Consider the following 13,860-nt stretch of genomic DNA (forward strand, 5'->3'; position numbering starts at 1 on the left):
ACCCTATCCTTGCTGCATGACGCTGCACCCCGACCTGAACTTTCCTGCCCCCGAAGATCTGGCCCGCCTGACGCCGGAGGAACTGGCGGCGCGCATGAACGGTCCGCAGGGCGGTGGCCTGAGCGGCACCCTCGGCGCACGCCTCGGCATCCGCTTTCTGAGCGTGACGCGTGAACGGCTGAGCGCGCAGATGCCGGTGGAGGGCAACCTCCAGCCCGCCGGACGGTTGCACGGCGGCGCAAATCTGGCGCTGGCCGAGGAGCTGGCGAGCGTGGGTTCGTGGATCAATCTGGACCCCCGCAAACAGGTGGCGGTGGGCGTGGACCTCAGCGGCACGCACGTCCGGAGCGTCTCGGGCGGGGTGGTCACGGGCGAGGCAACGCTGGCCTACCGGGGCCGCAGCGTCATGGTCTGGACGGTGGAAGTCAGGGACGAGCGCGGACGGCTGACCAGCCTGGCCCGCTGCACCTGCAATGTAGTGTCGGTGGGCGGCTGAGCGCGGTTGTAGTCCCCGCCTCAGCGACCGGCCAGCGCCCGCGTCAGCCAGATTCCCAGGGCTGTCCGGGCGGAGTCAAACCCTGCGATGCGGGACTCCAGGAGCTGTTTTCACCCGGCTCAGGCCAGATTCGTGACGGCGGCGCAGGCGACGCTGGAGCAGGGTGTGGTGCGGAGAATCGGTTCACGGCGGGGCGGCCCTCAGCGCCACAGCAGCCGCCCGCGCACCTGAATCTGGTTCCCTTCACTGTCCTGCACGGGCCGGGGCTTGCTATCGCCAGGGCCAAGCACTTGTAGCAGGCCGGTGCTGGGATCGACGATCAGGGCCAGCGTCTGGTTGTCGGGCGACCAGATGGGGCCTGTTTCCGTCTTATCCGTGGAGGTGCGCTGCTTGAGGTTGCTGCCGTCCAGATTCGCTATCCAGATGTCGCCGTTGGAGACGAAGGCCACCCGCCTGCCATCGGGGCTGACGGCGGGCTGCTCGATGTCGTCGATGTTGAGCAGGACCGGTTTGAGGGTCTTGAGGTCCGCGCTGCTGAGGTAGAGGCCGGGCCTGTGGCCCTCGTACCCGGTGTCTTCGGCCAGCACCAGGCGTCCGTCGGGCGTCCACGAGGGGCTGAGCTTCCATTCAAACTTCCCCAGCACCTGCCCGCCGCGTGACCGGACCACCACGCCCCGCCAACTGGGATAGGCGTCCAGTGCATAGGCCACCTTCTGTCCATCCGGCGAGAGGGCGGGCTGGGAGACGTCGCCAAATTCACCCTCACGTTTCAGTGTCAGGGCTGACTGATAGGACTGATCGGCTATCCCGATCTCGCCCTGCCTGTTGACATAGACCAGTTCGCCGTTCTTCGCGAGAAACGGATCGGTGCCGCTCAGCCGGGTCTGCTTCTTGCCGTTGGCAAGATCAAGGCTCTGAATGGCCCCCACGTTGTAACTCTCGTAAAACACCAGCGTCCCCTTCAGGCCGGGGTTGGGATTCCCGGCGCTGGGTTGCGCGGTGCTGGGCTTGCTGGCCGTGTCAGAGGGAAAATTGCTCTTTTCCTGGATATTGGTCATGGGTTTGCCGGTGGTTTTTGCGGTCAGAGTGCAGAAGGTCGAGCTGTCCTTTCCAGTCTTCTTGTCAATCAGTTGCAGTCGGAAAAAGCGTTCCTTGAAGCCGTCGTCCTTGTATTCGTAGCGGACATCGAAGACCCCCATTCTGCCCGTCATGAAGCTGAATTTATCCTTCGCCGCATCGTAGGTGTACTTGCCGGGGCCGCCGTTTATGTTCTGCAACACATAACCGCCCTTCCCGTCCAACGCGACGCTGTGCAGCACGCTGAACGACACCTGCGGCAACATCATGCCGTTGATCATGGCGAGGCTGGTCATGTTGCAGGCGTAGATTCCGGCAGGCGGGGCGGGAACCTGCGGCACGGCGGCGACTGCGCCCAGCCCGGCGGCGCAGAGGGCGAGGCATTGTCGAAATGACATGCCCTAGTGTAGAGGCCGCCCGTACAAACGATCCATGACCAATGGCAGGGGTAGGGTGGCTGGAAGACCGGCAGCCTGCAACGGCTAGACGACTCCTCTTGCTTCCCAACACCCATATCCGTTACATTCCATTCATGATCAGCTCTGGCCTCCTGCTTATCCGTCCTCCGGTGGAGTGAACGGCCAGGCAAGCATAGGCCGCCCGATCCCCCGGAGGAGTCCCCTTCGGGGGATTTTTTGTGTCCATCCGCCTTTCGCCCCAGCAAAAGAACAGGAGAACCCATGTCCCAGCCACAAAGTACTGACCGCATCCGCATCTTCGACACCACCCTGCGCGACGGCGAGCAGTCCCCCGGCGTAGCCCTGAACCACTCGCAGAAGCTGGAGATCGCGCACCAGTTGGCGCGGCTGGGTGTGGACGTGATCGAGGCGGGCTTTCCCATCGCCAGTCCCGGCGATCTGGAGGGCGTGTCCCGCATTGCGCGCGAGGTGCGGGGGCCGATTATCACGGGCCTGGCGCGGGCCGGGCGGGCGGATATCGAGGCCGCCGCAAAAGCCGTTGAGGCCGCCGAGAAGCCCCGCATCCACACCTTTATTGCCACCAGCCCGATTCATATGGCAAAGAAACTAAATCTGGAGCCGGACGCCGTGGTGGAACGCGCCGTGCAGGCCGTGACGCTGGCCCGCTCCTTCGTGGACGACGTGGAATTCAGCGCCGAGGACGCCACCCGCAGCGACTGGGCCTTCCTGACCCGGATTTTTGGGGCGGCGGTGGAGGCGGGCGCAACCACCATCAACGTTCCCGACACCGTGGGATACACCACCCCCGACGAGATGCGGGAGCTGTTCGCGTTCCTGAAGGCCGAGTTGCCCGCCCACGTCATCCTGAGCAGTCACTGTCATGACGATCTGGGCATGGCGGTGGCGAACTCTATTGCCGCAGTCGAGGGCGGCGCGCGGCAGATCGAATGCACTGTAAACGGCATCGGCGAACGCGCCGGGAACGCCAGCCTGGAAGAGATCGTGATGGCCTTTCACACCCGCGCCGATCACTACGGGTACACCACGGGCATCCAGACCCGCGAGCTGTACCGCGCCAGCCGCCTGATCAGCCGCCTGAGCGGGATGCCCGTGCAGCCCAACAAGGCCATCGTGGGCGACAACGCCTTTGCGCACGAGTCCGGCATCCATCAAGACGGCGTGATTAAGGCGCGCGAGACCTACGAGATCATGAACGCCGAGCTGGTGGGCCGCGAGGCCGCCGTGCTGGTGATGGGCAAGCACTCGGGCCGCGCCGCCTTCCGCAAGGCGCTCAGCGATCTGGGGTATGCGGACATGCCCGACGACAAGGTGCAGCACCTGTTCGGGCGCTTCAAGGACCTGGCCGACCGCAAGGGCCAGATTTTCAGCGATGACCTGCGCGCCCTGGTGGACGCCCGCAGCGACGTGCCGCAGACCTTTGGCCTGGAGGGCTTCCAGATCACGAGCGGTATGAACATGACCCCGGTGGCCTTTGTGCGCCTGCAAACGCCGGACGGCCCGATTGACGCCACCGCGCACGGCGACGGCCCGGTGGAGGCCGCCTTCCAGGCCATCAACAAGATCACCGGCATCACGCCCACGCTGGAGAGTTACCGCATTCAGGCCGTCACGCAGGGCGGCGACGCGCTGGGCGAGGTCAGCGTCAGCGCCCGCCACGGCGAAACGCTGCTGCACGGTCTGGGCGTCGCCACCGACGTGGTGGAAGCCAGCGCCCGCGCCTGGATTCGCATTCAGAACATGATCGTGGCGGGCATGGGGACCGAGCGGCGTCAGGGAGAGTTTGCGCCGGGGCGGATTTGAGGCTGGGATGGGCATGACGGAGCAGCGCCGACCACTGAGAGGATGAGCGCAAAGCGATCCTGACTCAGCAGCGTGGCCCTGTAAGCTCAGTAGAACCATGCCAACTTCCCTTACCCACGAGTACATCAGCGAGTTAAAGCGGATCAAAAACAGCGGAGAGGGAGTGGACGAGACGAGCTACTATCCCTCTCTTTCCGTGCTGTTCAATGGCGTCGGCGCACTGCTTAAACCCGCAGTGCGGGTCATCATCAACACCAGGAACCGGGGAGCGGGAATTCCTGACGGCGGCTTTTTTACGCCGGAACAATTCAGTGAGGGCCAGCCCCAGGCCGGGCAACTGCCCACGCGCGGGGCGCTAGAGGTCAAGGGAACGCAGCCCGCTCTAGAAAAAATTCTGGCGTCTGAACAGGTGGGAAAGTACCTGGCACGTTACGGGCAGGTGCTGGTCACGAATCTGCGGGGCTTTGCCGTGGCAGAGGAGGACGGCGACGGCCTGAGAATCGTGGAACGCTATGACCTCGCCCCCGACGAGGCCGCGTTCTGGCGGGCGGCGCAGCAACCGGCCACACTTGCGGCGCAGGAGGATGAGGGGCTGACCGAGTTCCTGAAACGGGCGCTGATGCGGCCCGCCCGCGCCTCCGCGCCGCAGGACGTGGCGACGATGCTGGCCTCATACGCCCGCGAGGCCCGTATCCGGGTTGAACGCCTACCCGCCAACACCCCGGCCCTGAGGAGTGTGCGTCAGGCACTGGAAAAGCTGCTGGGCGTGAGCTTTCAGGGCGGCAGCGGCGAACACTTTTTCCGGGCCACCCTGATCCAGACGCTGTTTTACGGGCTGTTCAGCGCCTGGGTCATTCACCACCGGGAACAGATTGCCCGGCCCTTCGACTGGCGCTCGGCGGCGCACGAACTGAATCTGGACGTATTGCAACGCCTGTTCTCGGAACTGACCACGCCCCATGCCCTGCGGGGCCTTCAACTCGCGCCGCTGCTGGACTGGGCCACCGAGATGCTGGCGCGGGTCCGGCGCGAGGAGTTCTTTGCCCGCCTGGATTCAGACAGCGCCATCCTGTTTTTCTACGAGGATTTTCTGGAAGCCTATGACCCGGAGTTGAGACGGGAATTCGGGGTCTGGTACACGCCCGAAGAGATTGTGAATTACATGGTGGAGCGGGTGGACAAAGCTCTCAGAGATGAGCTTGGAATTCCTCTGGGACTGGCGGATAAAAGCGTGATGGTGCTTGATCCGTGTACTGGGACCGGCTCATATCTGTTGGCAGTGCTGCGCCGTATTCACAGGACGCTGCGTGAGGAAGGCTTGCTGGACGCCTTCAGCCCTGACGATCTGAAGGAGGCGGCCCAGACGCGCCTGTTCGGCTTCGAGATCATGCCCGCGCCCTTCGTGATCGCCCACATGAAAATGGCCCTGCTGCTGGGCCAGTTGGGCAGCCCGCTGGCCGAGGGCGAACGGGCCGGGATCTACCTGACCAACGCCCTGACCGGCTATGACCCCAGCCGCACCGCGCCGCAATTCGCGGACCACGCCGAGTACCTGAGCGAATGGGAGGCCGCCAGTCAGGTCAAACTTAAGGACCCTGTGCTGGTGATTCTGGGCAATCCGCCCTACAGCGGCTACGCCGGGACGGCCATCAACGAGGAGGCGGAACTGGTCACGGCTTACCGGGCCGTGACCCAGGCTCCCCCACCCCAGGGCCAGGGCCTGAACGAGCTTTATGTCAGGTTTTTCAGGATGGCCGAACAACAGATCGTCGAGAAGACAAACCGGGGCGTGGTGTGCTTTATCAGCGGCTATTCCTGGCTCGATGGCCGCTCTTTTCCAGGGATGCGCGAGAAGTACCTGAGCGTCTTCGACGGCATCTGGATCGACAACCTGAACGGCGACAGCAGGCGCACCGGCAAGCTGACCCCCCAGGGTTTGCCCGATCCCAGCGCCTTTAGCACGCCGCGCAACCGCGAGGGCATTCAGGTGGGAACGGCGATTTCCCTGCTGGTCCGCAAGCAGCAGCACCAGCCCGCCGAGGCCGTGAACTACCGCGAACTGTGGGGCGTGAACAAGCTCAATCAACTCGGACAGGAAGCCGCAGGCGAGTTGTTGCCGGAGTACGAAACGGTGACGCCCGACGCCCGCCTGGGCTTTCCCCTGCGCCCCACCGACGCCCAGGAAGATTACCTGTCCTGGTCAACGCTGGAGGAGTTGTTCCCCGCCTCCTTTCCGGGAATTAAGACAAGCCGTGACCCGTTCGTGGTGGACATTGACCGCGAGAATCTGGAAGATCGGATGCGCTTTTATCTGGACCCGGAAATCAGGGACGATGAGGTGGAAAACAGATTTCCCTCGGCGATGGCGTCGGCGTCCGGCTTCAATGGGCCTTCCGTCCGCCGCACCTTGCTCAAAAAAGGATTCAGGCCAGAGCAGATCATCCTCTACGCTTACCGCCCATTTGACACACGCTGGCTGTACTGGGAACCTGAAACCAAGTTGCTAGACAGAGAAAGAGCCGATTATGTCCGAAATTTAGGAGAAGGCAATCTCTGGCTGATTACTCAACAACAGCCTCGCCGTGAGCGTGATCCTGCTCAATTTGGAGTTGTGGCGGGCTGCCTTGATCTACTGGACCGGGGAGCTTCACTCTTCCCCCTATACGTTCGGGACGATATGGGGCAGCTTGGGGAGAAGCAGGGTCACAAGGCGTTCAGGGACAACCTCAGTGCGCGGGCGGGGGCGTACCTGGGGGCGGTGGGGGGCGGCGTTCAGGACCTGTTTTTTCATGCACTGGCAGTAATGCACAGCCCGGTGTACGCGCTGGAAAATCGGGGGGCGCTGCGGCAGGACTGGCCCAGGATTCCGCTGCCGCCGACGCTGGAGCAGTTGCGAAACAGCGCCGAACTGGGGCGACAGGTGGCGGCGCTGCTTGACCCAGTGGTGGCCTTTGCCCCGGCGGCAGAACTGCGGAGCATCGGACAGGTCACGAAACGCGGCGGCGGCGTGCCGGATGACGAGGACCGCCGGGTCACGGCGAACTGGGGCCACCGTGGACAGGGTGAAACGGTGATGCCGGGCCGGGGCAGAACGGAGGCGGTGGCGGCTGACTTTCCCGGCGAACTGGGCAAAGAAGCCGTGCGGGTATTCCTGAACGATGACCTGTTCTGGGACAGCGTGCCGCGACGGGTCTGGGAGTATTCGCTGGGCGGCTATCAGGTAGTCAAGAAATGGCTGAGCTACCGGGAATTCAAATTGCTGGACCGCGAACTGAGCGTGCAAGAAGTCCGGTACGTGACCGCCATGTTTCAGCGCATTGCCGCGCTCGTGCTGCTCTCAGAGGAACTGGACGCCAGTTACCGTCTCGTGTCGGCTCCTGTCCTAGCAGCGGCTGCGGAGGTCAATCCATGATCCACGAAATCGCCCTCCTCCACATCCGCCCAGGCCAGACCGCCGAATTTGAAGCCGCCTTCGCCGGGGCGCAGCAGATCATCGCCAGCATGAAGGGCTACGTGCGACACGAGTTGCAACGCTGTCTGGAGGATGACCACAAATACGCCCTGCTGGTGTGGTGGGAAACGCTGGAAGACCACACCCAGGGCTTTCGCGGCGGCGCCGGGTATGCGGAGTGGCGCTCACTCCTGCACCACTTCTACGATCCTTTTCCGACGGTGGAGCACTACGCGCGGGTGCTGCCTTGACCCGGCCCCTGCGCTCGGTGTTCGTCTGCGCTCAGAACAGGCTCCGCAGCCCCACGGCAGAGGCGATTTTCCGCGACACGCCCGGCTGGGAGGTGGCTTCGGCAGGCACCAATCGGAACGCCGAAACGCCAGTCAGCCGTGACCTGCTGGAATGGGCCGATGTTGCCGTCTGTATGGAAAAGCGGCACCGGGACGTGTTGCGCCAGCAATTCAGGGGAGCTTTACCCGATGACCGTATTCTCACGCTGGGCATTCCCGACGACTACGACTTCATGGACCCGAAATTGATTGATATGCTGCGCCGACTGGTGCCGGGGAGATTGCAGGGGGTCAGGCCGCGAGACAGGAAATAGACTGCCCTGATATCATCGGCGGTCATCCCTGCGCCTGGGACTACAGATTGAACAAACGCAGCAGCGGCCTCCACCACGGGATGCCCGCCAGCGCCACCACCAGGCTCAGGACCGTCCAGATGGTCATCATGCGGAATTTGGGGAGATTGCCCCCGGCGCGCTTGCTGAGGGCAGAAGCCAGGGTGGCAAACACGGCGGCCAGCACGCCCAGACCCAGGTGTTCCCACTGGAAGCTGGGGCGCGCACCCGCGAACACCTGGATATTCTGCGCGCCCAGCAGCCCGTACAGCAGCAGTCCCAGCACCAGTTGCAGGCTGACGGTTCCCACGAACGCCCCCACCGGGCGGTGGTCCGCAGGCGTGAAGGCCCGCCCCGAACTGAGACCCGAATAGCCGCGAAACAGCGTCCAGACGCCCGCCAGCAGGACCAGCCAGCGGTTGATGTTGTGCAGGGTGAGCAGGACGACATAGAGGGTTGCCATGCGCTCAGGTTAGCGGGGTTAGGGGACGTGGGTTAAGCGGTAAGTGGTCAATGGAGAAGAGAAAGATCCGGGGGGAGTCGAGCGGCGGCTCCTGTGCTTTCCCCACACCCTACAGCCCACCACCCATAACCTCTAGAACACCACCGTCTTGTTGCCATGCACCAGCACGCGGTCTTCGACGTGGGCCTTGACCGCGCGGGCCAGCACCTGGCGTTCCACGTCGCGGCCCAGACGCATCAGGGTGTCGGGGGTTTCGCGGTGGGTCACGGGGATCACGTCCTGGGCGATGATCGGTCCGGCGTCCAGGTCCTCGGTGACGTAATGGCTGGTTGCGCCGATCAGCTTGACGCCCCGGTGAAAGGCCGCGCGGTAGGGGTTCGCGCCGACAAAGGCGGGCAGGAAGCTGTGGTGGATGTTGATCACGGGCCGCGAAAAGCCGCGCAGGAAATCGCCGGATAAAATCTGCATGTAGCGGGCCAGCACGGCGAATTCGGCGTCGGCCTCGCGCAGCAGGCGCACCTGTTCAGTCTCGGCCTCGGCCCTGTTTTCCTTGTTCACGGGGACGACGTGAAAGGGAATATCGGACATCTCGGCGTCGCGGCGCAGGTCTTCGTGGTTGCTGATGATCAGGGGAATGGTGATGTTCAATTCGCCCCGGCGTTTGCGCCACAGCAGGTCCAGAAAGCAGTGGTCATAGCGGCTGACCAGGATCGCCATGCGCTTGGGCTCGGCGCGGTAGGCCAGCTTCCAGTCCATGTCGAACGGGCGGGCCACCACGCCCGAAAAAGCCCGCTCGAAGCCGTCGCGGCTCAGGTCCAGGCCGTCCAGATAGAACTCCATTCGCATGAAGAACGTGCCGCCCGCCGGATCGGTGCTGTGCTGATCGCTGTGGATGATGTTCGCGCCGTGGCTGTGCAGGAACTGCGACACCGAGGCCACGATGCCGCCCCGGTCCGGGCAGGTGATGGTCAGCGTCGCGGTATTCAGGGGATCAAGGGTGGAGGCAGGCGCGGTCATGGGGTGCAGGATACGGGAGTGATGCGCCCCCAGCCCCGCGCGTCTTAGCCCAGGCCGCCGCGTCCGTGCAAGTCACCAACGAGAAAGGTAAGCAGCACGGAGGTCAGCGAGGCCACCGTTGCCTCAGCTTCCGGCACCACTGGACCCGATGAACGGCGCGTTCAGATCGTTGTGGTCCACCACCACGCCCGCCCACTGTTCTGGATTCGCCTCCTCAAAATAGAGGCGGTTGCCCCCGGTATACCGCCGGTTGATCTCCGCCTGCGGATCGGGCGAGCCGAAGCCGGGGCCGCGTGCCGCGCCGCGTGGAACCGAGACGGCGAAGTCCACCCGCAGAAAGATGGAGTCGTCCCACACGCCGCGGAATTCCGGGCGGTGCAGAAAGAGGCTGTCCACGATCAGGAGGCTGCCAGGCTGGGCGGTCAACTCTGCTTGAGATACAGGTTGATCGGCGTCCACGTCGAAAATTGCCGTCCGGTAGCGCAGGGAACCGTCAGAACTCAGCGGGTCCAGCAGCGCCCACCTCAACCCATCGTAGTCGTAAGAATCGCGGTAGAAACCCTCGGGCGAACCTCGCCCCCGCTGGTAGCGCACAAAGCGCGGATGATGAAAGCCGTCCACGCTGGCGCGGATGACTTCACGGCTCAGATCGCGGAGGCATGCGGCCAGTTCGTCGGCAAACGTCGTCTTACCTGCCCCGTCTACCCCATCTACGGCGACGCGCAGAACAGGGCGAGCGGACTGGGCGTCAAGCCTCGCGGCCAATTCCTCCAGCACCGTCTGTCGGGCTTTCAAAGCTTCAGCTCACCCTCTCGGGTCACCTTGAGGTCCTGGGCGATCTCGCGGGCCGCGCCCTGACGTTCGCGGTCCAGGTAGGTCTGGGCCTGGGCCACCTCCTTGTCCAGCACCTGCATGGTCTCGGTGAAACGCTCCAGCGCCTGCTGGCGGTAGGCGCTGATGGCGTCCAGCGCGCCGTACACGTCGCGGAAAGCGCCCTGGATGATCTGCGGGTCCACCGTGGCGCTGCCCGCCTGGCGCTGGATCTCGGTGGACTGCTGTTTCAGGAGGCTGGCAGTGGAGCCGATCATCTTGCCGGTGGTGTCGTTGATGGCCGTGATCTGCCCGAGGACTGCGCCCTGCGTCCCCAGCGCCTGCGAGACCATCAGCGCGGTCTTGAGGGCACTGACGGTGGTGGTGGTGGCGCGGTCCACCCCCTTGATCAGCTCCAGATTGTTGCGGCGCACCAGATCGAGGGCCAGGTAGCCCTGGATGCTGACCGCCAACTGGGTCAGCAAGTCGGTCACGCGCTGGCGCACCGCGAACAGCAGTTCCTCGCTGACCATGCGGGCCTTTTCGGGATCGGTGGTTGCCAGTTCGCTCAGCCGCTCGCTCAGGGCCGTGTCCACCGCCTTGCCAACATGGGCATATTGCCGGAGCTTTTGCATCGTTTCCCACAGGTGCAGCTTCTCGGTTTCGATGGTGGCATTGTCACGGCGCAACTCATCCTGTCCCCGGTACAGCGATTCCAGAATGCCGTTCAGGTGCGACTGGGCGCTCTGATACTTGTCCATCGCGTTCTGCACCCGCCTGGCCCCCGGCAGGATGCCGAACAGGCGGCGCGGCGTGGGGGCGCGGCTGGGGTCCAGGTCCTCTACGGTACGGCGCAGGTCCGTCAGGCTGTTCAGGATATCGCTGCCCTCGGCCAGTGCGCCGCTGCGGGTGGCGCGCAGGGGACGGTCCAGCATGCGGTTGCTGGTCTGCGCCGCCGCGCGCTGTTCGGGCAGGCCCAGGTCATGCACGGCGTCCATCTTGCGCTTGAATTCCGGGCTATGCGAACCGGCACTGAGCACATCCACCGCGAAGGCGCGGGCCATGCCGTCCAAGCGGGCGCGGTCCTCGCTGGACAGCGGCACCATCTCGGGCGCGTCCACCGGGGCCACGTTCTTGACGGCCTCCGGCGCGTTCAGAGAGGTTTCGGGCGGGGTCAGCGGGCCGGGTTTGCCATCGGTCATGCTCTCCATTACGCACCATCTGGGTGAGGGGTTGCATCCGGCAAAAGGCTTAAGGGGCGTGGGAGACGCTGCACCTGACCCTCCGTGAGCGCCGCCTTAAAGATCTAGCCGTGGAATGACGCTGGTCCCACGCCGAAATGGACCCGGAATGGAAGCGCTGGGACGGCCCGTATTTTCACGCCGGTCAGGGAACAAGGTCTCTGACGCTGGCAGAATTCACAGCGCGTGCCGCCGCCAAGCCGCCCTCCACCAACAGGCGAATTATCGCCCTGGACGACATTCGGATCGGCCTCGTCACCCGCTCCGGGGAAGCCCTGGAGGGCGGCGGCTGGTGGGAGCTGGGCATCCTGATCTGTGACCCGGCCCACTGGGGGGGCGGCCTGGGCACCCGCGCCCTGACCCTCTGGACCACAGCCACCCTCGCAGAAACGAACGCGCATGTCCTCACCCTGACCACCTAGAGCGGCAATGAGCTGATGGTCTAGGCCGCTGGGAAAGTGGGCTACCGCGAATGCGCCCGCATCCCCCAGGCGCGGCAGTGGGCCGGACAGCGCTGGAACAGCGTGAAACTGGTCTGTCTGCGTCCATCTACAGGCCAGCCAATCGATAAACCGTCCCATTACTTTACCCAGAAATAGTGTACTGGTGTAGTATCTCCCCATGACTCAGGTATCAAAACGCGCCCCCTTCCTGCTCCTGGCGGTGGCTGCCGGCACCCTGCTGCCCATGCAATTTGCCGTGAACAGCGCGCTGGCGGGCGAATTGCAGTCGGTCACGCTGACGGCGGGCATCTCCTATCTGGTGGGAGCCGTGGTGTTGGGCGGCGTGCTGGCCGTGCTGCGGGTCCGGTTCAACTGGGCCCCCGCGCGCACGGCCCCGCGCTGGGTGTGGCTGGGCGGGGTGGTGGGCAGCGCCTATGTGGTGGGCAGCGTGGTGCTGACCCGGCTGCTGGGCGCGGCCCTGGCAACCACGTTTGTGATTGCCGCGCAGGTCTTGACCGCGCTGGCGCTGGATCATTTCGGTGCGCTGGGGCTGCCACGTCGGCGCATGAACCGCACGCGAACCTTGGCCGCGCTTCTGGTGCTGGCGGCGCTGGGGCTGCGGTTGTGGGGGCTGCGGTTGTGGGGCTTGCGGTGAGTCTGGTGGCCCTGCTGGCAACCATCGGCGCGGGCATCGGCCTGTCGGCGGGCCTGGCCTTTAATCTGCGGCTGGCCGCCGTGCTGGGTTCGCCGCTGGTGGCCACGCTGGTCACCTTCTGGGTGGGTGCGGGGCTGCTGCTCTCGCTGTGGGCGCTGGGGCTGGACGGAACGCGGCCCACCGCCTGGCCGCTGCCGTGGACCCTGCTGGGAGGCGTACTGGGCGTCACCTACGTGACCCTGAGCCTGATCGTGGGCGCGCGGCTGGGGGCCGGAGCCAGCACCGTGGCGGTCACGCTGGGGCAGGTGCTGGGGGCGGCGGTCATCACGGGCCTGGGCTGGCTGGGACAGACCGCTCAGCCGCCTACGCTGAGCGCCTTGCTCAGTGCGGGGCTGTTGCTGGGCGCGGTGGCCCTGCTGGCCGCAGACCGCAACCGGGGGCGAGGGTGAAAAGCGCGCCCACATCCGAGCTGCTGGCCCGCATCGAGCGGGACTGGCGCGCGGCCCGGCCCGAGCTGGACCCGGAGCCGATGCTGACGGTGATCGCGGTGCAACGCACCTCGGGCTTACTTCAAGCCGAACTGGAGGCTTTTTTCGCCCGGCATGGGCTGACCCCAGCCGCCTTCGACGTGCTGGCCACCCTGCGGCGCTCGGCCCCACCGGAGGGCCTGACACTGGGCGAGCTGGCCGCCTTGATGGCGATCACACCGCCCGCCGTGACCAAACGGGTGGACGTGCTGACGGCACGGGAACTGCTGGAGCGCGTGCCGGACCCGCTGGACCGCCGCGCCATCCGGGCCAGATTGACGGCGGCGGGCCGTGAACTGGTGGACGGCCTGCTGGCCGCGCATCTTGAAAACGAGGAACGGCTGCTGGCGGATCTGAGCAGCGCCGAGCGGCAGACCCTCAGAACACTGCTGGGGCGTATCCAGTCGCGTTAAAGCATTTGTCCGAATGCACAGCAATATCCACCCCCTCCGTTCGGTCGAAAAAAACGGCCCTTCTGACAGATTAGGGCTTACGCGAAACTGGACAAATTTGAGATTCTGAGCTGATGGGAAGACCTCGAAAAGTCAGTCGGCAACGGTACTGCGAGTTTTTGGCTGCCACACAGATCAACCGAACGCAAACCTATTTTGCCGATCACATCGACGATTTTGCTCATGACGCAGTTCAGCGGTACTTGCAAGGAGATCGCCTGACGGCAGCGGAGCTGTGGACGCAGGTGCGCCCACACGTCCAATTCAGCGACAGGGGCTATGTCATCTTCGATGACAGCGTCATGGACAAGAACCATTCACGACGCATGGCATTGGTTCGCAAACAGTGGAGCGGCAACGAAAAAA

14 protein-coding genes and 1 pseudogene are annotated in these 13,860 nt (G+C 64.6%); 10 read left to right on the top strand and 5 right to left on the bottom strand.

Annotation, left to right across the window (positions count from 1 at the left end; all coding sequences use genetic code 11):
• Positions 1 to 16: 16 nt before the first annotated feature.
• Positions 17 to 496, top strand: coding sequence for a PaaI family thioesterase (locus Q322_RS0115020; RefSeq protein ID WP_029478720.1), 480 nt, complete (start codon positions 17 to 19; stop codon positions 494 to 496).
• A gap of 200 nt (positions 497 to 696) precedes the next feature.
• On the opposite strand, the gene Q322_RS0115025 is transcribed toward Q322_RS0115020, so the two are convergent.
• Positions 697 to 1,971 carry an LpqB family beta-propeller domain-containing protein gene (locus Q322_RS0115025; protein WP_084148017.1) on the bottom strand — a complete coding sequence of 425 codons (1,275 nt, stop codon included), beginning with the start codon at positions 1,969 to 1,971 and terminating at the stop codon, positions 697 to 699.
• Between the two features lie 282 nt (positions 1,972 to 2,253).
• Here Q322_RS0115025 and Q322_RS0115030 point away from each other — a divergent pair, with 282 nt between their 5' ends.
• The 4 genes from Q322_RS0115030 to Q322_RS0115045 all read left to right on the top strand — a co-directional run bounded on the left by Q322_RS0115030 (position 2,254) and on the right by Q322_RS0115045 (position 7,868).
• The gene (locus Q322_RS0115030; protein WP_029478722.1) at positions 2,254 to 3,813 is read left to right on the top strand and encodes a 2-isopropylmalate synthase; all 1,560 of its coding nucleotides are present in this window, start codon (positions 2,254 to 2,256) and stop codon (positions 3,811 to 3,813) included.
• A gap of 97 nt (positions 3,814 to 3,910) precedes the next feature.
• The gene (locus Q322_RS0115035) at positions 3,911 to 7,225 is read left to right on the top strand and encodes a type ISP restriction/modification enzyme (RefSeq protein ID WP_084148018.1); all 3,315 of its coding nucleotides are present in this window, start codon (positions 3,911 to 3,913) and stop codon (positions 7,223 to 7,225) included.
• Positions 7,222 to 7,515 carry an antibiotic biosynthesis monooxygenase family protein gene (locus Q322_RS0115040; RefSeq protein WP_029478724.1) on the top strand — a complete coding sequence of 98 codons (294 nt, stop codon included), beginning with the start codon at positions 7,222 to 7,224 and terminating at the stop codon, positions 7,513 to 7,515. The genes Q322_RS0115035 and Q322_RS0115040 overlap by 4 nt, the downstream gene beginning before the upstream one ends.
• Entirely contained in the window at positions 7,512 to 7,868 is a 357-nt protein-coding gene (locus Q322_RS0115045) for a low molecular weight protein tyrosine phosphatase family protein (protein WP_211248917.1), read from the top strand. Before Q322_RS0115040 ends, Q322_RS0115045 begins: the two co-directional genes overlap by 4 nt.
• Before the next feature lie 40 nt (positions 7,869 to 7,908).
• On the opposite strand, the gene Q322_RS0115050 is transcribed toward Q322_RS0115045, so the two are convergent.
• From Q322_RS0115050 to Q322_RS0115065, 4 genes are all read right to left on the bottom strand, one after another.
• Positions 7,909 to 8,349 carry a hypothetical protein gene (locus Q322_RS0115050; protein WP_029478726.1) on the bottom strand — a complete coding sequence of 147 codons (441 nt, stop codon included), beginning with the start codon at positions 8,347 to 8,349 and terminating at the stop codon, positions 7,909 to 7,911.
• A gap of 132 nt (positions 8,350 to 8,481) precedes the next feature.
• Positions 8,482 to 9,366 (bottom strand): formyltetrahydrofolate deformylase, encoded by an 885-nt coding sequence (purU, locus tag Q322_RS0115055; RefSeq protein WP_029478727.1) that lies wholly within the window; start codon positions 9,364 to 9,366, stop codon positions 8,482 to 8,484.
• A 123-nt stretch (positions 9,367 to 9,489) separates the two neighbouring features.
• Positions 9,490 to 10,161, bottom strand: coding sequence for a nucleoside/nucleotide kinase family protein (locus tag Q322_RS0115060; RefSeq protein ID WP_029478728.1), 672 nt, complete (start codon positions 10,159 to 10,161; stop codon positions 9,490 to 9,492).
• The gene (locus Q322_RS0115065) at positions 10,158 to 11,378 is read right to left on the bottom strand and encodes a toxic anion resistance protein (protein WP_029478729.1); all 1,221 of its coding nucleotides are present in this window, start codon (positions 11,376 to 11,378) and stop codon (positions 10,158 to 10,160) included. Before Q322_RS0115065 ends, Q322_RS0115060 begins: the two co-directional genes overlap by 4 nt.
• A gap of 137 nt (positions 11,379 to 11,515) precedes the next feature.
• Here Q322_RS0115065 and Q322_RS24605 point away from each other — a divergent pair, with 137 nt between their 5' ends.
• From Q322_RS24605 to Q322_RS24185, 5 genes and pseudogenes are all read left to right on the top strand, one after another.
• On the top strand, positions 11,516 to 11,839 hold the full coding sequence (locus Q322_RS24605; RefSeq protein WP_245593275.1) for a GNAT family N-acetyltransferase: 324 nt from the start codon (positions 11,516 to 11,518) through the stop codon (positions 11,837 to 11,839).
• Positions 11,840 to 12,038: 199 nt separating this feature from the next.
• Entirely contained in the window at positions 12,039 to 12,515 is a 477-nt protein-coding gene (locus Q322_RS0115075; RefSeq protein ID WP_029478730.1) for a DMT family transporter, read from the top strand.
• On the top strand, positions 12,512 to 12,964 hold the full coding sequence (locus Q322_RS0115080; RefSeq protein ID WP_084148020.1) for a DMT family transporter: 453 nt from the start codon (positions 12,512 to 12,514) through the stop codon (positions 12,962 to 12,964). Before Q322_RS0115075 ends, Q322_RS0115080 begins: the two co-directional genes overlap by 4 nt.
• A complete protein-coding gene (locus Q322_RS0115085; protein ID WP_029478732.1) occupies positions 12,961 to 13,455 on the top strand; it encodes a MarR family winged helix-turn-helix transcriptional regulator in 495 nt (164 codons plus the stop codon). Before Q322_RS0115080 ends, Q322_RS0115085 begins: the two co-directional genes overlap by 4 nt.
• A 158-nt stretch (positions 13,456 to 13,613) precedes the next feature.
• Positions 13,614 to 13,860 (top strand): annotated as a pseudogene (locus tag Q322_RS24185) (hypothetical protein); the annotation flags it as partial.

It is taken from the genome of Deinococcus frigens DSM 12807 (genome assembly GCF_000701425.1).
Lineage (GTDB): Bacteria > Deinococcota > Deinococci > Deinococcales > Deinococcaceae > Deinococcus > Deinococcus frigens.

Bases quoted from the DNA above. Each gene is read 5' to 3' on its own strand.
- Q322_RS0115025 (WP_084148017.1), bottom strand. From the start codon at position 1,971: ATGTCATTTCGACAATGCCTCGCCCTCTGCGCCGCCGGGCTGGGCGCA.
- Q322_RS0115065 (WP_029478729.1), bottom strand. From the start codon at position 11,378: ATGACCGATGGCAAACCCGGCCCGCTGACCCCGCCCGAAACCTCTCTG.
- Q322_RS0115030 (WP_029478722.1), top strand. From the start codon at position 2,254: ATGTCCCAGCCACAAAGTACTGACCGCATCCGCATCTTCGACACCACC.
- Q322_RS0115050 (WP_029478726.1), bottom strand. From the start codon at position 8,349: ATGGCAACCCTCTATGTCGTCCTGCTCACCCTGCACAACATCAACCGC.
- Q322_RS0115020 (WP_029478720.1), top strand. From the start codon at position 17: ATGACGCTGCACCCCGACCTGAACTTTCCTGCCCCCGAAGATCTGGCC.
- Q322_RS24605 (WP_245593275.1), top strand. From the start codon at position 11,516: ATGGACCCGGAATGGAAGCGCTGGGACGGCCCGTATTTTCACGCCGGT.
- purU (WP_029478727.1), bottom strand. From the start codon at position 9,366: ATGACCGCGCCTGCCTCCACCCTTGATCCCCTGAATACCGCGACGCTG.
- Q322_RS0115040 (WP_029478724.1), top strand. From the start codon at position 7,222: ATGATCCACGAAATCGCCCTCCTCCACATCCGCCCAGGCCAGACCGCC.
- Q322_RS0115035 (WP_084148018.1), top strand. From the start codon at position 3,911: ATGCCAACTTCCCTTACCCACGAGTACATCAGCGAGTTAAAGCGGATC.
- Q322_RS0115075 (WP_029478730.1), top strand. From the start codon at position 12,039: ATGACTCAGGTATCAAAACGCGCCCCCTTCCTGCTCCTGGCGGTGGCT.